Below are 20,492 nucleotides of genomic sequence, written 5' to 3'. Positions count from 1 at the left end.
AGAAAGAACCGTCGGCTGACGCGGGAGACGCGTCGATTCGTAGCATCGGCTACTCGATCGGTCCGACGATTCGAAAAACCGCGGTCGCCCTCAGGCGACTAGAAGTAGTCGCCGGCGACGATGCCCGAGTACAGCGAGTCGACGCCGAGGTAGAGGGTCACGATGACCGCGATGGGGACGACGATGCGGACCCACCAGAGCCACCCCGTGGCGAACGACGGGCCGAACGACGAGCCGAGTTCGATCTCGTCGATCGCCTCGGTGTTGGCGACCCAGCCCACGAACACCGCGAGCAACAGCACCGCGATCGGGAGCAGGAGGTTGAACACCACGTCGTTGTAGAAGTTGAGCCACGACGTGCCGAACGTCGTCGGGACGCCGAGGAGGAAGATGCCGACGCCCATCGCGACGGCGGTCGTCGTGCGGCCGTAGCCGTAGTTCTCGCTCACGAACGACACCGGAACTTCGAGGAGGCTGATCGCGCTCGAGAGGGCCGCGAACAGCAGGACGACGAAGAAGACTGCCCCGAGGATCCCGCCCGCGGGGAGGGTGCCGAACGCGCCGGCGATGGCGATGAACGCCGTGCCCGCACCGCCGCCGGCGCCCTCGACGCCGCCGGTCGCGAACAGGAGCGGGAACACGACGAACCCCGCCAGCAGCGCGACGAGGGTGTTGACCACGACGATCGCCCCGCCGTCGGCCGGCAGGCTGTCGTCGCGCCCGAGGTAGGAGGCGTAGGCGATCATGACGCTGAACCCGAGCGACAGCGTGAAGAACGCCTGTCCCATCGCGGGCGGGACGATGGACGCGAAGTTGTCGACGATGACGCCGAAGTCCGGCGAGAGGTAGTACTCGTAGCCCGCCGCGGCGCCGTCGAGCGTCGTGGCCCACGCGCCGAGGCCGACGAGCAGGATGAGGATCGCGGGGATCATGAACTTGGTCGCGCGCTCGATGCCGCCGGTGACGCCGGCCGCGACCACGCCGATGGTGATCGCCATGAAGACGGCGTGAGCCGCGATGGCGACGTTCCCGGTCGACACCGACCCGAAGTACGTCGCGGGGTCGCCGAAGTAGGCGCCGCTGAGGCTCCCGACGATGTAGCTGAGGACCCACCCGCCGATGACGCTGTAGAACGCCAGGGTCACCAGCGACGAGAACACGCCGAGGCCGCCGACGAACGACCACTCGCCGTGGCCGATCGACTTGAACGCGGCGACGGGGTTGCTCTCGCCGCGCCGACCGATGACGAACTCGATCATCATGGTCGGGAAGCCGATGAGGAACACCGCGGCCAGATAGACGACGAGGAACGCCGCCCCGCCGTTCGAAGCCGTCTGGAACGGGAACGACCAGATGTTCCCGAGGCCGACCGCGCTCCCGACGGCGGCGAAGATGAAACCGATCCGACTCGTCCACGTCTCTCGTTGTGCCATGTGTGGCGTTGGCTTCCAAACCACACTGCATAAACGCCACGGTTCGTTCGCGTTGTGGCGATTTTTGCCGACAGTATTTTCAGTAACCGCCGTTCATGTCGGCCGAAATGGACGAACGGTCAATGGCCGACCGAACGGGGCTCTCACGGTCGGTCGGCGGGGATCTCGGTCGGCCGGGGTCGCCTCAGGCCTCGCCGTACACCGGGACCGCCGCGCCGCTGGTTACGCTCGCGGCGTCCGAGCAGAGAAACAGGACCACCTCGGCGATGTCGGCGGGATCGACCCACGCGTCGTGGTCGGCGTCGGGCATCATCTCGCGGTTCGCCGGCGTGTCGATGACGCTCGGCATGACGGCGTTGGCCCGCACCTCCCCGGCGTTCTCGGCGGCGATGGTCTCGGTCAGGAGTCGCACCCCCGCCTTCGACGCCCGGTACGGACCGTCGCCCTCGCCGCCTTCGAGCGACGACCGGGCCGACACCGAGACGATCGCGCCGCGCCCGTCGCGCTCGCGCAGGTGGGCCAACGCGTGCTTGCTCGCCAGAAACGCCGTCTTGAGGTTCACGTCGAACAGCGTCTCGAAGGTCTCGACGTCGGTGTCCTCGATCGGCGCCCCGCCCTTCCAGGTCCCCGCGACGTTGGCGAGACAATCGAGGCGACCGTGGTCGGCGAGGACTTCCGAGACGACCCGTTCGACCTCGCGCTCGTCGGTGAAGTCCCCGCGATAGAAGTCGATGGCCCCGCCCGTATCGAGTCCCGCCTCGCCGTCGTCGGGCGCCACCACGTCCGCCGCGGCGACCGTCGCGCCCGCGTCGGCGAACGCCTCGCAGACCGCGGCGCCGAGCGCGCCACTGGCGCCGGTGACCAGCGCGACCGAGTCGGTGAAGTCGAAGCTGACGTCCATACCCCGTGGACGGTCGCTCGGCAGTTAATGTTCAGGGTCGCACGACCAGCTTCCCGAAGAAACTGTTTCTCAACACCGCCTTCTGGGCGTCGCCGGCCTGCGAGAGCTTGTAGCGCCGCGAGACGCGGGGCCGGAGGTCGCCCGCCGCGAGCAGGTGGGCGAGCTTTCGTAACACCGCGGCCATGTCCGGCGTGTTGTACATGCTCATCAGGTGGAGTCGCATCTCCTTGCCGCGGGCGACCGCGACGTTCTCGAAGCCGGCTTCGGGCCGGGTGTTGCCGATGCCGACGACCCGGACCCCCTGCGTGCCGACCTCGGCGTCGAAGTCGAGGTACTGATCGAGTCGGTGGTCCAAGATCGCGTCCGGGCGGCCGGCCTCGATCACCGCCTCGGCCAGATCCTCCCGGCCGTAGTCGAGGGGCGCGTCGACCCCCAGTTCGCGGAGTTCGTCGTGGTACTCCTCGGAGGCGGTCGCGAGCACCGTCGCGCCCGCCGCGCCGGCGATCTGGACCGCGACGTGGCCGACCCCGCCGTTGGCGCCGTGGACCAGACACGTCTCGGTGGGGTCGAGGCCGGCGTGGTCGACCAGCGCCCGCCACGCGGTCACGCCGACGAGCGCGGCCGCCGCGCCCTCGCTGAACCCGACCTCGTCGGGCAGGCGGGCCGCCCGGTCGGCGGGTGCGACGGCGTACTCGGCGTACGTCCCCTGCCGGTCGTTTCCGAGTCCCGTGCCGAAGACGCGGTCGCCCTCGCCGAACTCGGTGACGCGCTCGCCGACCGCGTCGACGACGCCCGCGAAGTCCGATCCAGGGATCATCGGGAGCGTCGGCGGCTCGTAGCCTCCCTCCCGAAAGTAGGTGTCGACGGGGTTGACTCCCGCGGCCTCGACCGCGACCCGGATCTCCTCGGGGCCGGGGTCGGGACGCTCGACGTCGTCGACTTGCAAGACGTTCGGCCCGCCGTGTTCGTGGTATCGGACGGCTCTCATACCGCGACGTAGGGGCGGCGCCGAGATAAAGGTCGACCTCGCGGCGACCCGCGTCACAGGTAGCCGTCCAGCTTCTCCTTGCTGAGCGCCAGATACTCGTCGTCGAAGGTGTAGGCCTCGACCGAGAGCGTGCCGGTCCAGCCGTCCCGGAGGGGCGAAAGCGCGGTCTCGAAGTCGGTCGTGCCCGAACCGACCGGGACGTGCTCGTCGCGGGCCTCTCGGGCGTCGTTGACGTGGACGTGGCTCACCCGATCGCGGTGGTCGTCGAGGAACGCGGCCGTGGCCTCGGCGTCCAGCCCGTCGACCCGGGCGTGGTCGGTGTCGAACGTCATCGCGGCGTCGGTCTCGGCGAACACCGCCTCGAAGTCGTGGACTGTCAAGCGGACGCCCGGGAGGTTCTCGACGCAGAGCTCGATGTCCCGGTCGGCGGCGGCCGCGTCGAGTTCCCGGACGGCCTCGAACAGGCGGGGCCGGATCTCGTCGAACGCCCACTCGGGGGGCGAGGCGTCGGAGCTCGCGTGCAAGACGGCCTTCTCGGCGCCCATCTCGGCGGCGCCATCGAGACAGGCGCGGTGTTCGTCGAGACACGCCGTCCGGACTCGGTCGCGGGGCGTCCCGAGGTCGAGGTCCGCGAACGGGAGGTGGACCAGCAGATCGAGCCCCGCGTCGTCGAGCGCGTCGGCGACCGCCCCGGCGTCGAGGGCGGTCCGTTCGGTCGCCCCGTCCATGTAGAGTTCGACGTAGTCGAAGCCGATCGCCGCGCCGGCGTCGATCGCCTCGCGCCACCCGACCTCGCCGGTGTGGGTCTGAGTGACGTACCCGATTCGGACCCCCTCAGTCACCGGTTTCACCGCCCTCGACCGACGGCACCGGCGCGTCGGCGTCGCCCCGCTCGGCGGACGTGTCGGCCGCGACGAACCGGGTCAGGTCGGCCACGCTCGGGGCGACGAGCGTGGGCTCGATGTCGCTGGTCTCGACCTCGACCCGGGTTGCGTCGCCGGTGAGCACACACACCGACTCGCACCCGACGCTCTCTGCGAGCGCCACGTCGGTCGCCAGTCGGTCGCCGACGACCGCGACCTCCGCCGGGGCGTACCCCTCGGCGTCGAGGACGTGGTCGAGCATCTCGGCGTTCGGCTTGCCGAACACCCGCTCGGGCGACCGGTCGGTCGCGCGCCCGATCATCGCGCCGATGGCGCCACAGTCGGGCACGAACCCCTCGCCGGTCGGGCAGACGTCGTCCGGATGGGCCAGCAGGAAGGTCGCGCCGTCCCGAATCGCGAGCGTCGCGCGCCGGGCCTTCTCGTAGGTGAGTTCGGTGTCGAAGCCCACCACCACGGTGTCGGGGTCGTCGTCGCCGACCGAGACGCCCGCCGCCGCCACCGCCTCGCGCATCGCGTCGGTTCCGAGGACGAACACCTCGCCGGGGTCGGCCTCCACGAGGTTCTGGATCACCCCGTCGGTCGAGAGCAACACGCTGTCTGGGTCGGCTGGGACGCCCAGCTTCGTCAGCTTGCTCGCGTACTCGTCTTTCCACCCCGAGGAGTTGTTCGAGAGGAAGTACACCGCGACCCCGCGGTCGCGGAGCAACTCGACGAGTTCGCGGGCGCCCGCCACGAGGTCGTCGTCGAGGTAGAGCGTCCCGTCGAGGTCGAAGAACACCGCCTCCTTCTCGTCGAGGGCAGACAGCCCGGCAAATCGGAGGTCGGCCTCGGTCAGGTCCGCGAAGTCGTCGATCTCCACCCACTCGCGGCCGGTGACGTCGGCGGTCGCCAGGTCGTGGTCGCGGTCGCGGACGAGTCGGTCGATGGCGGCCTCGGTCCAGTCGCCGAAGTCGCCCTCCCGGTCGATGGTCCGGGCGATCTCGTCGAACAGCATCGAGGAGAACGATGCGGAAAACCGGTAGACGTCGGTCGAGACGCCGTGGGCCACCTCCTCCGGGACCGCCTTGTCGATGTGGCTCACCAGCCCGCGGTCGTCGACGGTGACCTTCATCGCCTCCTCGGAGAAGGTCGCGCGGTCGCACGCCACCGCGCTGTCGGCGTCGGCGTCGACGAGGTCCGCGAGCAGGTCGGGCTCGAAGGCCACGTCGCCGTTGGCGAGCACGAACGGCTCGCCGGCGACCGCCTCGCGGGCGAGCGACAGCGAGTACATGTTGTCGGTGTTGGCGAACACCTCGCTCTCGACGACGCTCACCTCGAGGTCGGGCCGGTCGACCGAGACGGCCTCACAGCGCGCCCGCGTCTCGTCGGCGAGGTAGCCCGCGACGACGGTCACGTCGCTCACGCCGGCGTCGTCGAACGCGCGCAACTGTCGGCCGAGCACCGGCTCGCCGGCGACGGTAACACAGCTTTTCGGCTCGTGAAGCGTGAGCGGCCGTAGACGGGACCCGATACCAGCCGCTAGAATCACTCCCTTCATGGATATAGTGCTCAATACCGCAACGTATCGATCCATAATCCTACCGGCCCCGCCACACGTTCGAATTACTCGCCGTCGCCGAAGCCGAGGACACCGGGGTAGTCCGCGATCAGCCCGTCGACCCCCGCGGCCCGGAGCTGGGTCGCCTGATACCAGCGCTCGACGGTCCAGACGTTGACCCGCCGGCCCTCCTCGTGGGCGACCTCCACGAGGTCGACCGGCTCGTAGGGGCCAAGCGAGCCGTACTCGGCGTTGAACAGCTCGGTCCCGGGGACCATGTTCCACGGGACGTGGATCGCCTCGCAGTCGTACCGGCGGGCGACCTCCATTCCGTCGGCGACCGATTCGGCGAACACCGCGGCGATCGCCACCGAGGGGTCGGCCGCCCGGGTCGCCGCGAGCGCGCCCTCCGAGAACGACGAGATCAACGCGTCGTTGTCGTGGTCGTCGAGCGTCGAGACCACTCGCTCGGCGAACGCGCGCCAGCGGTCGGTCTCGGCCTCGCGGTCGCCCGGCGGGAGGTTCTCGCGGGGGCGGATCGCGGCCGTCCCGGGGTTCTTGAACTCGACGTTCACGCCGACCTCCGGGGGGATCGCGTCGAGGACCGCGTCGAGCTGGGGGACGGGCTCGCCGGTTCCCAGCACCTCGAGCTCGGCGAGCGTCTCGTAGGGAGTCTCCCAGACGTACTGGCCCGCGAGCCGGTCGGGAGCGTCGGTCACCCGGCCGAGGCGCTCGTCGTGAAACACCACGAGCTCGCCGTCGGCGCTCGCCATCACGTCGATCTCGACCATCGCGGGCGGCTCGCCGCGGCCGAGGCCGGTCGCGGCGCGCTCGGCGGCCGCCACCGTGTTCTCGGGGCAGACGCCGGCGAAGCCGCGGTGGGCGATGAGGTCGGGAGTCGGTCGGTTCGGTGCTCGTCGGTCCGTCGTGCCGGTCGTGCCAGACATTGTGTGATCGGTGCGACGCCCGAGCCGTCGCCGACCCGGCGTCGTCGCCACCCTCGTCCGGAGGTTGGCACAAGCGTGACTTCAAGGTTTCTTTCCGAATATAAATAGTGCTACGGAACGGCGCGTAGCTCTCAGAGCGGTTCGTAGCCGTTCTCGGGGCGGCTCGGCGACCGGCTACGACAGGTCCTTCGCGACCATCTCGCCCCAGTGGTCGAAGCCGTGGCGATCGTAGAACGCCTTCGCGCGGTCGTTCTCCCGGTCGACGTCGAGCACGAGCCTCTCCAGCGGGAGGTCCTGATCGCGGGCCAGCCCCACGGCGGCGTCCATCAGGTCGTCCGCGACGCCGGTCCCGCGGAACTCGGGCCGGACGTAGATCTCGTTGAGCACCGCGGCGTCCCAGATCATCGCGAGCTGTTGGGGCAGGACGAAGACGTAGCCCGCGAGCGCGTCGGCGTCGGCGTCCGCGTCGCCCCCTCCGGCGTCGCCCGCGTCGGCCACCGTCACGCACCGGGGCTCGTGTTTCACGCACCAGAACGCCCAGTCGAGGTACCGCTCGCCGTACTCGTCGGTGAGCTTCCCTTCGTACTTCGCGCGCTTGTCGTCGCCGCCGGTTCCCGACCCGAGCCCGAGTTCGAACCCGCGCTTGAGGTCCCACAGGTCGCGGGCGTCGCGGTCGGGATCGTACGGTCGGACGGTCACGTCTGTGTCGGCCATGCTCCGGGGTTGACGGCGCTCGGTGTTAGTTCCGCCGCTCCTCGCGCAGGCGCAGGCCGACCACCGCGTAGCCCGTCAGCGCGAGCAGGAGTCGCTCGCCGGAGGTGACGATGTAGAAGATGCGCTCGACGTCCTCGGTGGTCTCGCCCCGGGACGGATCGACCCCGGTCCGGTAGTGGGTGTTGTCGGTCGTCCGCACCGTCTGGTCGGTCGCCCGGGCCGCGGGTTCGGTCAGGAAGTCGAAGTCGAGGTCCACGAACGTCTGGACCACCCCGCGCTGGTCGGAGTAGATCACCCGCCCGGTGAGCTCGTAGAACTGGTCGTGGACCGGGTAAAAGAGGTTCACGCCGTTGAGAAACAGGTCCGGCCCGATGCCGGCGACCGCCACCGCGAAGACGCTCACCCACGCGACGCGGACGCCCCGGGTCTCCCACCGGGCCGCGAGCCGCGAGCGCTCGCGGAGTCGGACGTCGTAGTACAGCACCGCGCCGAGCGCGAGCGGCACCAGCAGGGTGTGAAACGCCGCCCGATGGGTGCCCGCCACGACGAGGCCGACGAACACGTCGAGGTCGACGAACGCGGTGGCCGCCATCACGACTGCGATCGCGCGGGCGTCGAACTCCTCGGCGAGCAGGGCGGTGCCGACCAGCCCCGCCAGCGCGACGTGCACCAGCGTCGATGGCATGCGTGTCGGTTGTCCCCGAGGCCCAATATCAGTTTCCCGGCGTGTTCGGCGAACGTCGAACCCCGGTTTCGATACGCTTTTGCGGCTCACCCCCGGAGTCGGGAGCATGTCGGATCCCGACGACCCCCGCGGACAGCTCGCCGAGCGCATCGCGGGCGAGATAACCCTCAGCGACGACCCCGGCGCGACCCTCCGGAAGTGGCGGACCGACTTCGGGGTCTCCCAGACCGACCTCGCCGACCACCTCGACGTCTCGTCGTCGGTCGTCAGCGACTACGAGAGCGGTCGCCGCGAGAGCCCCGGCATCGGCGTGGTCGCCCGGATCGTCTCCGGCCTGCTCGACATCGACGAGCGCCGGGGCGGCGACCGCATCCGCCAGCACGCCCGGGTGCTCTCGGCGGGCTTCGAGAGCGACATCGTGAGCGACCTCCGGGAGTACCCCACCGCGGTCTCGCTGGATCGGTTCTACGACGCGGTGGGCGCGACCCCGCTCACCGACGGCGATCACGACCACGTCACCGGCCACACCGTCATCGACAGCATCGAGGCGATCACGCGCCTCTCCAGCGAGGAGTTCTACCGGCTCTACGGCCAGAGCACGAGCCGAGCGCTCGTGTTCACCAACGTCACCCGCGGGGAGTCGCCGCTGGTCGCGATGCGCGTGGTCAACCCCACGCCCCACGCCGTGGTGCTCCACGGCCTCGACCGCGAGGACCTCTGGGAGCACGCCCCGAAGATGGCTCGACTCGACGGCTTCGCGCTGGCGGTCACCGACGAGCCGATCGACGACGTGCTAAACGCGCTCCGCGAGATCCCCTGATCCGTCGACGACCCACTGATGGGAAAATAGCGGTTCGGACGCTTTACTCGACGTACTCGTAGGTCCGCTCGTTCATCCGGCCCCAGCCGGTGAACACGAACTCCTCCTCGGGGACCGTGAAGTCCTCGATGTCGATCGTCTTGTCGTGGTTGTGCCGATCGTGGACCTTCTCGTACTCAGCGAACGAGAGGTCGTATCGCTCGTCGATCTGCTCGTCGACGTTCAGCTCGTCGATCTCCTCGGCCCAGTCGTCGGCGACCGTCTCGGCGTGGATCTCGGCCTGCGCGCCGCTCCCGTACGAGCCGACGAGCAGGCGCTCGCCCGCGAGGTCCCGCCCCGACTCGGCGGCGCTCTTGAGCGCGGCCGCCCGGGCGATGTGGACCGAGCCGGTGTACCAGTTGCCGACCTCCCGGGAGATGGCGAGGGTGGGTTCGATGACCTCGCCGTACCACTCGCGGTACTCGTCGGTGGATTTGAGCTCGTCCATGTGCTCGCGGATGGCCTCCTCGTAGGCCTCGCGGTCGGCGTAGTCGTCCTCGCGGGGCTGGAGCCCGATCTCCTCGGCGAGAGACTCCTCGATCGGCGTGTTCCGGATCATGTGGCGGTAGCCGAGCAGTCCGGCCTTCCGGACCATGCCGGGGAACGGCGTGTGGAACGGGATGTACGCGAAGTCCTCGGGGTGGGTCGGGTCCGAGATCGACTCGAAGTCCTCGACCGCCTCGCGCATCCGCGCGAGGTACACCTGCATCGAGCGCTTGCCGTCGACGCTCGGGAACTGCTGGTTCGGCTTGAGGAAGTCGGTCTCGTCGGCGCTCCCGTACCCCTGCTCGGTCGAGAGCTCCACGAGGTCCGGGTCCTCGTCGACGAGCATCGCGACCGCGCCCGCGCCCTGCGTGGCCTCGCCGGGGTCGCCCCGGGCGTAGAGGGCAGTGTCGGTCGCGATCACGAGCGCCGCGCGGTCCCGGTTCCGGCCGGCCTTGATCCAGTTGTACGCGTCGTCGAGGCTCTGGGTGCCCGCGATGCAGGCGAACTTGCGCTCGCCCTTGTTGGCGTGGTGGAAGTCGCCGTCGTACACCTGCTCGAGACAGCCCGCGATGTACGTCGAGACGGGCTTGGAGTTGTCGAACGCCGATTCGGTCGCCACGTCGATGCGACCGATGTCGTCGGGGGCCAGCCCCTTGCGCTCCATCAGGCGCTTTGCGGCGTTCGCACCCATCGTGACGATGTCCTCGTGGGCGTCGGGGAACGAACTCGCGTTGAGCCCCAGTCCCTTCGTGTACTTCTCGGGGTCCTCGCCCTTCTGGGGCGCGAACGTCCCCGGCAAGTCGAGCTTGAGCTTCCCGGTCCAGATTTCGAGTGCGTCGATACCGACGGCTGTCATACACGTCTCTGCGGGAAGGCGCTATAAGATTTTGTCGATAGCGTGTTCGACGGTCGTCGAATTCACGAGTTCACGTTGGTAACCCGGAAATGAACGCGCTTCGTGGACCCGTCCGAGAGAACGAACGAAGCTGTGATGTCTGCGTTGTCCGAATTATCTGTGATCTCGTACGTGAGTTGTACATTGCCGTCGTTGAACGCGCCCATCTCAACCTTCGCCGTGTTTCCACCGTTAAGCACTGCATCAGTATCGAGACTGTACGTCGTCCCGTCTGTAGCGAATCCGGCTTGGTTCGGTGGATCATCCGGGTTCGCTTGACCGTCCGTACCACCACCCGTTATTTCGACCTCGTTGTTTCCAGGAGAGCGATCGATATTGTCGACCTGTTCGACGTTGCTGTTCTGGCGGGCGGGGATATTAATGCTGAACGCGCTAACGGTCACATCTGATTCACCGGTGTTCTCGATGTCGAACTGGAGGGTATCGCTTTCTCCGGTCGGTGTCGAACTGGAGACTGCGGAGAGTTGGTCACTATCCGACGTTCCCCCTCCGCCGCCGTCGCGTGCGACCGTGAAGGTCGTCGTCCTCGTCTCGCCGCCCGCCGTCTCGTAGTAGACCGTCATCGTGATTTCCCTGTTGGTCATGTCCACCGGGTCGCCTCCGAATATCGAGGGGGAATTGTCTTTTTGGAATTCATCAAACTTCACCTCCGCGACACTGCCGCCATCCATCGATGCCGATGTGGTGAGATCGATCCGATCGCCAATTGCGTAGCCTTCGGCGCTGTCCGCGGAGCCTTCGGGAGAGCCATCACCGTTCGTGTCTATCTCAACTTCGGCAAGGCCTGCTCGTCTCTCCCAGATCTGCTGGGCGGGGCCCGTCGTGTCGTTCACCTTCACCGCGGTCACGTCGACCGCGTCAGCGAGCTCGTTCCGGATGTCGACCTGTAGGACCGAGCTGACGCCCGCCTCGGTGCCTTCTACCGTTCGATACGTGCCGGCGTACGTGAGGTTCCCGCTACCGCCGTCGCCGCCGTCGCCGCCGTCACTGCCGGGCGTGACGGTGAACTCGGTCTCCCCGACCGCCTGACTGTCGCCGGGGGCTCGGTCTTCGAGTCGGTAGCGGATCGTGATCGAGACCGCCTCGCCGTTCATGTCGACGTTGGACGCGTCGTTCGAATCCGTGAAGAACTCGTAGAGATATATCGACGCCTCATCGTCGGACGACACGACGGGATTGCCGTCGTTCGCGCGCCCGTCGAGGTCGAGGTCGATGGCGTCCGGAACTGCGGTGCCGTCCTGCCCGCCGGGGAACCCCAGACTGCTGAAGTCGACGTAGCCGTCGCGTTCGGTCCCGTCGACGAACACCTCGCTTATCAACTTGCCCTCGCCCGTGGTTCGGTCGGCGAGCACGTCGATGTCGGCGTCGGCGGGTTCGATTCTGATGTCGGTTATCGCGACCGACTGATTGTACTCGTTCGTGACGCTGAAGTTGATCCCGCCGGGCGTAGTTCCGTCGTCGGGCCCGTCGTCGGCCACCGCGTCCTCGTTGTACGTGAGTCGCCCCGACAGTCCGCCGCCTCCACCGCCACCGCCGCCTGAGCCGGACACCTCGACCTCGTAGGTCGCTTCTTCGGTGTCTTTCGACCCGGCGACGTCGTCGTCGTCCGGGCCGTCGAAGCCGAGCGCGAACGAGTCGGTCTCGGTCCCGGTGACTGCCGCCGTCGGCTCGTAGACGAACGTCGCCCGGCCGTCGCTGTCGGTCCGGACCGTCTGGTCGGACTCGTCGCCGGTCTCGGCGTCGTAGAGTCTCCCTTTCGAGGGATCGGTCGTCACCGTCACGTCGACGCCGCTGACGTGGTTGTTGTACTCGTCGCGGACTTCCACCACGACGCGTCGGGTCCCGTCTTCGCGTACCACGGCGCCGTCCCCGTCCACGTCGACGGCGTACGTCGGGGACGTCTCGGACGCGTCCGAGCCGACGCCGACCTCGGCCATCTGGAGATCGTAGGTCCCCGGTTCGAGGACGACGCGGACCGCGTCCTCGCCCGCGACCGGTTCGACCGCCGAGACGTGTTTGTCCGGGTCGGTCCCGTCCTCGTCGAGTTCGCCCTCCAAGAGCCCCTCCCACTCGCCGGTGTCGAGTTGCGTCGGGACGACGATCGTGAGGTCCTCGTCCGGGGCGCTGTTCTGGACCGATACCGTCCGCGTCGTGGCGCTGACCGGCCGGACGTTCACGCTCGCGACGCCGTTGGTGGACTCGGAGACGGTCCCGTCGAGGGTCACGACCGAGATGCGGTCGCCCTGCACGAGCCGCTGGCCCGCGAGCGTGACGGTCGCGTCCGCGAACCGATTGTAGAGGACGCCGTTGCGGTACACCGTCGTCGGCGGGTCCTGATAGACGCTGTACCGGGGTTCGTACGTCAGTCCCCGCGTCGGGTACGGCCGGGCCGTCCCGTCCCAGTAGTCGCCGACCTCGCCGGTCGCGGCCGCGTTTCGAATCCGGAGGCTCGCGTCGGCGCTCGTCGCGAGCCGCCCCGACGGCGGCTCGGGGTTGACGAACAGCGCGCGCTCGGGGTACCGCGTCCCCAGCGAGACCGTCGCCGAGCCGCCGGTTCCGGTCGCGGCGGCCCGGTAGACCTCGTCGCGAAGCTCCTGAAGCTCGCCGTGGACCCGCTGGTTGTGGTTGTACTCCACCTGTTCGTTCTGCTGGGGCACGACCGTGGCCTGATAGGTCGAGACGAGCACGATCAGGATGGCGAACAGCAACACCGCCCCGATCTGAACCGTCACCCCGCGGTCGTCGGCTCGGAATCGCACTACCGGCCCCTTTCAGGCGAGGTAGTTAAAAATAGCGTCTGCGACGGCCGCGACGGTTCGCGGGCGTCGGACGCGAATGATACGCACACTCGTTACAATCTTATTACAATTGCGATCCGATACCACGATCGCATGTCCGATCCCTTCGGTCGCGCGATTCGAGACCACTACCGCGGCGAGCGCGAGGCACCGCTGGTCGACCGCGACGGCGAACGAACCCGCGAGCACCCGATCGAGCGGTGGTACTTCGGCGAGTTCGAGGGCGACGAGTGGCTCGAATCGCACCTCGACGGGCCGCTGATCGACATGGGCGCCGGCGCGGGCCGCGACGCGCTGTACTTCCAAGACCGGTTCGAGACGGTGGCCATCGAGGTCAGCGACCGCCTCGTGGCGACGATGCGCGACCGCGGGGTCGTCGACGCCCGGCGGGCCGACATGTTCTCGCTCCCCGAGCAGTTCGAGCGCGACCGGTTCCGGTCGGCGTACGCCAGGGGGACCCAGGTGCAACTCGCGGGGTCGATGGCGGGGGTCGAGCGGTTCCTGAGCGATCTGGCGGTCGTGACCGCGCCCGACGCGACCGCAGTGATCGACGGCTACGCGCCCGAACGCGACGCGACCGCAGACACGTTCGGCTACCGCGAGGACCCCGCACCGGGGCTGGCCTACCGCGTCTACCACTGCGTCTACGAGGACGAGGTCGGCGAGACGTTGCTGTTCAGGCTGTTCAGCCCGGACCGGCTCCGTGCGGCCGCGGTCGGAACGCCGTGGACGGTCGCGGAGGTGCGATACCCCCGATCGGACCGGCCGGTCCAGTGGGTGGTGCGGCTGGAGAAAGCGTGACCGTCCGATCGGATCGCGCGGCGAAAACGCTGGCCGTCAGTCGTCGTCTTCTTCTTCGACGACTTCCGGGTCGCTCATCGCGCTCTGGAGGCTGTCGAGTCCGTTGACCCACTCGGTCACCAGCCCGTACTCGAGGTCCTCGGTCACCGACATGTCGAGTTCGTCGCCGTCGATGATGCGCGTCCCGGCGGCCGCCACCAGCCCGAGCGCCGAGTCGATGTCCTCGGCTTCCTCGGCCCGGCCGGCTTCGAGGACGTACTCCTCGACGCCGGCTTCGTCGGCCGGCCCCTGTGCGACGTACTCCTCGGCGGCATAGAAGACACAGACCAGACTCGTCTGGACGCCGTCGATCAGCATCGCCTTCTCGTCGTCCTCGAAGTCGACTTCGGCGAGGACGATCTCGCGGATGTCGGTCAGCTCCTCGAGGGCCTCCTCCTCGCCGACCGCGTCGTCGTCGTACGCGGTCACGATCTTGGCGACCGCGATGGCCACGTCGTCCTGGAGGTTCAACAGGAGCCGGGCCGAGTCCTCGTTCTCGGGATCGATCTCCTCGTCCCGGATGCGGTCGAGCCAGTTCTGCCAGCGTTCGTCGGAGTAAAACTCCTCCGGAGGCGCGCTCATATCAACTCCGAGTGCTGCCCGACCCATATGCCTTTCTGCTCGGCTCGCCCTACCGATCGAGGGTCGCCTCGGTGTCGACGCCGTACACCCGTCGAGGCGTCTCGACGTGGGCGTTTCGGACCGCCTCGCCCTCGCCCGCGTCGAGGAGCCACCGGACCCGCCGGGGCACCGTCTTTGGCCCCAGCACCGCGCCGGGCCGGTCGGGGTCGTCGACGAAGTCGGTCTCCATCAGGAACGGCTCGCCGCGGTCGGCCGCGCGTTCGAGCCGGTCTTTCTCGCTCATCACGCTCGGCGTCGGCCCGGCGAGCCGGCCGGCGGCGTAGTGCTTGACGACGCGCTCGGGCGCGAGCCCCGCCTCCTCGGCCCACGCCGCGATCTCGGTCAGGTCCTCGCTGGCCTCGGTGTGGAGCTGGACCGCGCAGTCGTTGGCCGCCCCGAGTTCGAGTCCGCGACGGAGCACGGCGTTCGAGGCCTCCCACACCGCCTCGGTGGTGTCGTAGTGCGGGCGGCCGGTCTTGAGCGCCAGCGCCGAACCGTCGGCGACGTACTCTGCCGCACACTCCAGACCCGCCCGCATCAGGTCGCGGGCTTCGGCCGGCGCGAACCCCCGGTCTTCGACCAGCTTCGAGACGAGCCCGGGGTGGACGCCGAGCACGGGCCACGCCCGGCCGTCGAGTATCTCGCTCGCGCTCGCGACCGCGTCGAGCGTGGTCTCGAACACCGGTCGAAAGTCCTCGCCGGCGTCGGGCTCGACGCCGAGGAGCCACGAGGGCTTGTTCACCACCAGCAGGTGGGTGCCGCCGCTGCGCGCGAACTCCCGGACCGCCTCCAGCCCGCGGCCGTGTTCGGGGTCGAGGTGGAGGTGGTTGTCGACCACCGGCGTGCCGAGGTCCTCGTCCATGGTGTCGTCTCCGGGACCGAGCGGGAAAAACGCCGACGGTTCGGGGCGCCCGGTCGACGACCGGCGCGACACTCAAGGGCAAGCAACACTCACGGGCCCACATGAGCACCGACCCGCGGAACGTCCGCTCGCTCGCGGTCACGATCGACGACGTGGTGTCGGCCTACGAGGCCCGACGGCGGAGCGACCGCCCGACCGTCCTCCGGGTGACCCCGCCGTTTTCGGGCCGGATGCGCGCGCGACTCCACGTCGCCGACGCCCCCGAGCCCGACGGCGGGGCCGACGCGTTCCACATCGATCCCGCCCGACTGATCGAGGAAGAACGGATTCCCGACTACCCCACGCCCGACGACACCGAAGACGAGCTCCGGACCGACCCCGACGCCGAGTTCTCGGTCGAGCGCCACCGCGAGCGCCACGTCGAGGCGGTCGAGGCGTGGCGCGCGACGGTCGCGGACGCGGTGGTCGAGTCGGTCGAACTCCGGGTCGACGACGGGACGCACGCGGTCGCGGTCAAACCGCTGGGATAGCTACTCCTCGATGACGTGAGCCTCGTGGGCGGCGTTCCGGAGGGCGTCGGATCGGCCGTGCTCGCCCGGCGCGATCGCGACGGTGCGGACCCCGTTGCGGGCGGCCTTCTCTAAGACGGGCTTGAAATCGGTGTCCCGCGAAGCGATGGCGAGCGCGTCGAGCCCCTCGGTCAGCGCGAACTCCGTCGCGTCGACCGCGAGTTTCACGTCGACGTCGCCGCTGGTAATCGTCACCTCGAAGCCGCGGGCTTCGGCCGCCTGAATCAGCCCCGGGGTAGCGTGCTCGTCGAGGTAGAGCCGCGCGACCGCAAGCTGGCCGAGTTCCTCGGCGGCCGCACGCACGTCGTCCAGATCCACGTCGAACTCGTCGCGGAGGACGTTGGGCCCGTCCACGAACAGCGCGACGGAGGCCTCCCCCGAGAGGAGCGAACGCAACGGTTGCATACCCCCCGATAGCTCGCCTCCCGCCATAGCGGTGGCGGTCCGGCGCCGACGGGCGCGCTACGGAAGCGCCCGAGACATACACTCACACCTTATCTAGAAAAAATTATAGAAAATTTCTATACAATAAAATTTAAATAATATCTCTGTGTCGTGAATTTTGTAGCATGACAGACGACAGCACACCTCGACTCGATCGGCGTTCGTTCGTGAAGGCGGCCGGCGTAGCCGGCGCGACCGCCGCGCTCGGCGGCGTCACGGCCGCGACCCCCGGCCGCGATCCCGGCCCGAAAAAAGAGGAGATCCTCGTGGGCGTCTCGGCCGGCGCCGGCGACATAGAGCAGAAAGTCACCTCCTACGTCCCGGGCAACGCGGAGGTCGTCCACAAGAACGAGACGCTCCGGTACGTCGCGGTGAAGTTCCCGAGCAACGCCGCGGACGTGGCCCGCGAGAACTTCATCGAGGCCATCACCAAGAAAGACGGGATCAAGTACGCCGAACCGAACGCGACCCACGAGGCGCTCGCCGCGCCCAGCGACCCGCAGTTCGGCGACCAGTACGCGCCCCAGCAGGTCCGGTCGGACGAGGCGTGGGACACCACGTTCGGGGACTCGAACGTCACCATCGCGGTGGTCGACACCGGCGCGCAGTACGACCACCCCGATCTGGCGGACAACTACGCCTCGGACCCGGGTTCGGACTTCGTCGACGCCGACTCGGATCCGTACCCCGACGCGCCCGGAGACGAGTACCACGGGACCCACGTCTCGGGCTGTGCCGCGGCGACCGTCGACAACGACACCGGCGTCGCCGGTCAGGGTAACTCCGCGCTCATCAACGGCCGCGCGCTTGACGAGAACGGCTCGGGGTCGACCGCCGACATCGCCGACGCCGTCGAGTGGGCGGCCGACCAGGGCGCCGACGTGATCAACCTCTCGCTGGGCGGGGGCGGCTACACCGACACGATGAAAAACGCGGTGTCGTACGCGACTTCCAACGGTAGCCTCGTCGTCGCGGCCGCGGGCAACGACGGCTCGCGCGGCGTGAGCTACCCCGCCGCCTACAGCGGGTGCGTCGCGGTGTCGGCGGTCGACTCCGAGGAGAACCTCGCGTCGTTCTCCCAGTACGGCGACAGCGTCGAGCTCTGTGCCCCCGGCGTGGACGTGCTCTCGACGACCACCGAGACCCGGGGGTCCTACGAGACGCTCTCGGGCACCTCGATGGCGACGCCGGTCACCTCCGGGGTCGCGGGGCTGACCCTCGCGAAGTGGGACCTGACGCCCACCGAACTCCGCACCCACCTCAAGAACACGGCCGCCGACGTCGGCCTCTCGGCCGACCAGCAAGGTAGCGGACAGGTCGACGCCTACGCCGCGGTCACGACCGACCCTGCAAATGCTGGCGGTGGCGACGGCGGTGACGGCGGTGAGAGCGGCGACTCGACGACCGAGTCGGTCGACGCGAGCCTCAGCGGCTTCTGGGACGACGACGACTACAGCTACGCGTGGGAGTACAGCGACCCGACCACGGTGGAGGTCGTCCTCGACGGGCCGTCGAACGCCGACTTCGACCTCTACGTCAACACCGGGACGACCGAGAACGCCTCGTCGGGCGACTACGACTACGCCTCGACCAGCACCGACAGTCAGGAGTCGATCACCATCGACGCCCCCGACGACTCGACGGAGATGCAGATCGACGTCGACTCCTACACCGGGGCGGGCGAGTACACCCTGACGATCACCGAGTTCCAGTAACGCTCGACGCGCACGCGCCGTCGGCGACCCCGAGACGGTGCGATGTCGCGCCGAACGTTCAAGTACGAGCGCGCGACCACCTCCGAGCCCCGGCGCCCCGAACTCGGCCGCCGGGTCTGACCATGCCGACCTGTCACAACTGCGGCCACGACGGCACGTTCGTTCTGCTCGCTCAGTTCGCGCTCGCGGTTCTCGGTGACTCGACCGGGGGCGTCGCCGACCGCGACGCCGAGGGGCCCGCGTTCTCGACCCGCGGCGACTGGTCGGTGGCGGTGCAGTGTCCTGACTGTGCGAGCACCGACGTCGACGGAACCGCCGCCGACCTGCTCGTGCGCCACGCGACCCCCGCCTCGCCGTAAGCGTCGTCGACTTCCGGATGTCGTCCCCCGGACCGACGTGCTCGGCCCCTTCGCGGGACTCGCCTGCATCAGAGGGGCGAACTGTTCGGTCCGGGACGCGAGTAGTCGTTATAGTCGAAATAGCTAAAAATCCATAACCGCACCGTCCGGTAAGACGCGAGTAGATGAGCGACGACCCAGACGAGAAGATACTCGGGACGACGACAGTCACCCAGCGGTGGCGAATCAGCCTCATCAAGGCGGTCCGCGAGGAGTTCGAGGCCGCGGGCGAGACAGTCGAGGAGGGCGATAGGCTCGTCTACAAGCTCCGGGACGGCCAGATCGTCGTCGAGCCCGCCTGACCGGATCGGCGACGAACGCCCGGAAGACAAACCATTACGTGACGGGCGTCCGAACGCTGGAGCATGAGCCTTCGAAAGCCGCCGTTGCGCGAGGTACACGCCGAGCGCGGGGCGTCGTTCACGGAGTTCGGCGGGTGGGAGATGCCCGTCGAGTTCGACTCGATACAGGACGAACACCGCGCGGTCCGCGAGGAGGCCGGCGTCTTCGACGTCTCCCACATGGGCGAGATCGAGGTCTCGGGGCCCGACGCCGCCGAGTTGCTCCAGCGGCTCACCACCAACGACGTGACCGCGCTCGACCGGGGCGACTCCCAGTACTCGATGATCACCGACGACGAGGGGACGATTCTGGACGACACCGTCGTCTACCGCCTCCCCGAGGGCGAGTCCGCCGAGTTCCTCTTCGTCCCGAACGCGGGCCACGACGAGCAGATGGAAGAGCGGTGGACCGCCCACCGCGACGAGTGGGACCTCGACGCCGACGTCGAGAACGTCACCGACGACTACGGCATGTTCGCGGTGCAGGGCCCCGACGCCCCGGGGCTCGTGGCCGACCTCGCCGACGAGTCGGTCACCGACCTCTCGAAGTTCGAGGGGCGGTACGCGACGGTCGCGGGCGCGCGGTGCTGGGTCGCCCGGACGGGCTACACCGGCGAGGACGGGTTCGAGCTGATCGTCCCGGCCGAGGCGTCCGAGACGGTCTGGTCGGCGCTGGAGTGTCAGCCCTGCGGGCTCGGCGCCAGAGACACCCTCCGGATGGAGATGGGCTTTCTGCTCTCGGGCCAGGATTTCGACCCAGAGGAGAACCCGCACACCCCCTACGAGGCCGGCGTCGGCTGGACGGTGAAACTCGACACGGAGTTCGTGGGCCGAGACGCCCTCGAACGCGTCGACGCGGAGGGCGTCGACGAGACGTTCGTCGGCGTTCGGCTCGTCGACCGCGGGGTCGCGCGCCACGGCTACGAGATCACCGACGCCGACGGCGAGTCGATCGGCGAGGTGACGAGCGGCACGATGAGCCCCACGCTGAACGAGCCCATCGCGCTCGGATACGTCGCGACCGAGCACGCAGACCCCGACACGAACGTCCGCGTGGTGGTTCGGGGCGACTCCAAAAAGGCAAAGATAGCCACGGTCCCATTCTTGGGTGAGAACCGATGAGCTTCGACGTACCCGACGACCGGAACTACCTCGAATCGCACGAGTGGGTCGACCACGGAGACGCAACCGCGACGGTCGGCATCACCGACTTCGCGCAGGACGAACTCGGCGACGTGGTGTTCGTCGAACTCCCCGACGAGGGCGACGACGTGACCGCCGGCGAGGAGTTCGGCGTCGTCGAGTCGATCAAGGCGGTCTCGGACCTCTACTCGCCGGTGAGCGGCACCGTCGTCGGGATCAACGACGCGCTCCACGACCAGCCCGAACTGGTCAACGAGGACCCGTTCGGCGAGGGCTGGATGCTCGAAGTCGAGGTCGACGAGGAGAGCGACGACCTGCTGAGCGCCGACGAGTACCGCGACCAGATCGAATAACGCCCGGGCTCGCGGGGGGTCCTCGCCGTCCCCGAGAGTCGCTCGCGTCGCCCGCTGG

The 20,492-nt window shown here is 68.7% G+C and carries 21 protein-coding genes; 8 read left to right on the top strand and 13 right to left on the bottom strand.

Annotated features, from left to right (window positions below):
- Positions 1-98: 98 nt before the first annotated feature.
- The 8 genes from EPY72_RS09460 to EPY72_RS09425 all read right to left on the bottom strand — a co-directional run bounded on the left by EPY72_RS09460 (position 99) and on the right by EPY72_RS09425 (position 8,089).
- Entirely contained in the window at positions 99-1,433 is a 1,335-nt protein-coding gene (locus EPY72_RS09460) for a sodium-dependent transporter (protein WP_134669903.1), read from the bottom strand.
- Between the two features lie 184 nt (positions 1,434-1,617).
- A complete protein-coding gene (locus EPY72_RS09455; protein WP_135806268.1) occupies positions 1,618-2,334 on the bottom strand; it encodes an SDR family oxidoreductase in 717 nt (238 codons plus the stop codon).
- A gap of 31 nt (positions 2,335-2,365) precedes the next feature.
- Positions 2,366-3,322, bottom strand: coding sequence for an NADPH:quinone reductase (locus EPY72_RS09450; protein WP_135806267.1), 957 nt, complete (start codon positions 3,320-3,322; stop codon positions 2,366-2,368).
- Between the two features lie 53 nt (positions 3,323-3,375).
- Positions 3,376-4,164, bottom strand: a complete 789-nt coding sequence (locus EPY72_RS09445; protein WP_135806266.1) for a sugar phosphate isomerase/epimerase family protein — start codon at positions 4,162-4,164, stop codon at positions 3,376-3,378.
- On the bottom strand, positions 4,157-5,743 hold the full coding sequence (locus EPY72_RS09440; RefSeq protein ID WP_210423525.1) for an HAD-IIA family hydrolase: 1,587 nt from the start codon (positions 5,741-5,743) through the stop codon (positions 4,157-4,159). Before EPY72_RS09440 ends, EPY72_RS09445 begins: the two co-directional genes overlap by 8 nt.
- A 65-nt stretch (positions 5,744-5,808) precedes the next feature.
- Positions 5,809-6,690 carry a glycerophosphodiester phosphodiesterase gene (locus tag EPY72_RS09435; protein ID WP_135806265.1) on the bottom strand — a complete coding sequence of 294 codons (882 nt, stop codon included), beginning with the start codon at positions 6,688-6,690 and terminating at the stop codon, positions 5,809-5,811.
- A gap of 174 nt (positions 6,691-6,864) precedes the next feature.
- A complete protein-coding gene (locus EPY72_RS09430; protein ID WP_368280794.1) occupies positions 6,865-7,404 on the bottom strand; it encodes a GNAT family N-acetyltransferase in 540 nt (179 codons plus the stop codon).
- Positions 7,405-7,429: 25 nt separating this feature from the next.
- On the bottom strand, positions 7,430-8,089 hold the full coding sequence (locus EPY72_RS09425) for a metal-dependent hydrolase (protein WP_135806264.1): 660 nt from the start codon (positions 8,087-8,089) through the stop codon (positions 7,430-7,432).
- A 106-nt stretch (positions 8,090-8,195) separates the two neighbouring features.
- On the opposite strand from EPY72_RS09425, the gene EPY72_RS09420 reads away from it, so the two are divergent.
- Positions 8,196-8,909, top strand: coding sequence for a helix-turn-helix domain-containing protein (locus EPY72_RS09420; protein WP_135806263.1), 714 nt, complete (start codon positions 8,196-8,198; stop codon positions 8,907-8,909).
- A gap of 43 nt (positions 8,910-8,952) precedes the next feature.
- Here the strand turns inward: EPY72_RS09420 and hmgB are convergent, their stop codons facing one another.
- Positions 8,953-10,290 carry a hydroxymethylglutaryl-CoA synthase gene (gene hmgB, locus EPY72_RS09415; RefSeq protein ID WP_134669892.1) on the bottom strand — a complete coding sequence of 446 codons (1,338 nt, stop codon included), beginning with the start codon at positions 10,288-10,290 and terminating at the stop codon, positions 8,953-8,955.
- Positions 10,291-10,352: 62 nt separating this feature from the next.
- On the bottom strand, positions 10,353-13,109 hold the full coding sequence (locus tag EPY72_RS09410; protein WP_135806262.1) for a hypothetical protein: 2,757 nt from the start codon (positions 13,107-13,109) through the stop codon (positions 10,353-10,355).
- A 132-nt stretch (positions 13,110-13,241) separates the two neighbouring features.
- On the opposite strand from EPY72_RS09410, the gene EPY72_RS09405 reads away from it, so the two are divergent.
- Entirely contained in the window at positions 13,242-13,949 is a 708-nt protein-coding gene (locus EPY72_RS09405) for a class I SAM-dependent methyltransferase (protein WP_135806261.1), read from the top strand.
- A gap of 36 nt (positions 13,950-13,985) precedes the next feature.
- On the opposite strand, the gene EPY72_RS09400 is transcribed toward EPY72_RS09405, so the two are convergent.
- Together EPY72_RS09400 and EPY72_RS09395 are read right to left on the bottom strand one after the other, a co-directional pair.
- Positions 13,986-14,570 (bottom strand): DUF2150 family protein, encoded by a 585-nt coding sequence (locus EPY72_RS09400; RefSeq protein WP_134669887.1) that lies wholly within the window; start codon positions 14,568-14,570, stop codon positions 13,986-13,988.
- A 49-nt stretch (positions 14,571-14,619) separates the two neighbouring features.
- Positions 14,620-15,471, bottom strand: coding sequence for a TatD family hydrolase (locus EPY72_RS09395; RefSeq protein WP_135806260.1), 852 nt, complete (start codon positions 15,469-15,471; stop codon positions 14,620-14,622).
- 101 nt (positions 15,472-15,572) lie between these two features.
- Here EPY72_RS09395 and EPY72_RS09390 point away from each other — a divergent pair, with 101 nt between their 5' ends.
- Positions 15,573-16,001: a DUF8009 family protein gene (locus EPY72_RS09390; RefSeq protein ID WP_135806259.1), complete on the top strand. Its 429-nt coding sequence runs from the start codon at positions 15,573-15,575 to the stop codon at positions 15,999-16,001.
- On the opposite strand, the gene EPY72_RS09385 is transcribed toward EPY72_RS09390, so the two are convergent.
- On the bottom strand, positions 16,002-16,445 hold the full coding sequence (locus tag EPY72_RS09385; RefSeq protein ID WP_210423524.1) for an NYN domain-containing protein: 444 nt from the start codon (positions 16,443-16,445) through the stop codon (positions 16,002-16,004). It lies immediately after the preceding gene.
- 164 nt (positions 16,446-16,609) lie between these two features.
- On the opposite strand from EPY72_RS09385, the gene EPY72_RS09380 reads away from it, so the two are divergent.
- The 5 genes from EPY72_RS09380 to gcvH all read left to right on the top strand — a co-directional run bounded on the left by EPY72_RS09380 (position 16,610) and on the right by gcvH (position 20,434).
- Positions 16,610-18,199, top strand: a complete 1,590-nt coding sequence (locus tag EPY72_RS09380; protein WP_134669880.1) for a S8 family serine peptidase — start codon at positions 16,610-16,612, stop codon at positions 18,197-18,199.
- Between the two features lie 122 nt (positions 18,200-18,321).
- The gene (locus EPY72_RS09375) at positions 18,322-18,558 is read left to right on the top strand and encodes a hypothetical protein (protein WP_135806257.1); all 237 of its coding nucleotides are present in this window, start codon (positions 18,322-18,324) and stop codon (positions 18,556-18,558) included.
- A gap of 164 nt (positions 18,559-18,722) precedes the next feature.
- The gene (locus tag EPY72_RS19375) at positions 18,723-18,899 is read left to right on the top strand and encodes a hypothetical protein (RefSeq protein ID WP_167599417.1); all 177 of its coding nucleotides are present in this window, start codon (positions 18,723-18,725) and stop codon (positions 18,897-18,899) included.
- Between the two features lie 63 nt (positions 18,900-18,962).
- Positions 18,963-20,060, top strand: a complete 1,098-nt coding sequence (gcvT, locus tag EPY72_RS09370; protein WP_134669876.1) for a glycine cleavage system aminomethyltransferase GcvT — start codon at positions 18,963-18,965, stop codon at positions 20,058-20,060.
- Positions 20,057-20,434, top strand: coding sequence for a glycine cleavage system protein GcvH (gene gcvH, locus EPY72_RS09365; protein ID WP_134669874.1), 378 nt, complete (start codon positions 20,057-20,059; stop codon positions 20,432-20,434). Before gcvT ends, gcvH begins: the two co-directional genes overlap by 4 nt.
- Positions 20,435-20,492 lie beyond the last annotated feature (58 nt).

Origin of the sequence: Halorussus marinus (genome assembly GCF_004765795.1) — an archaeon.
In the GTDB taxonomy this organism is placed as follows: Archaea; Halobacteriota; Halobacteria; order Halobacteriales; family Haladaptataceae; genus Halorussus; species Halorussus marinus.
The sequence above is the reverse complement of the archived record's forward strand: the minus strand, read 5'-3'. Positions and strand labels throughout refer to the sequence as shown.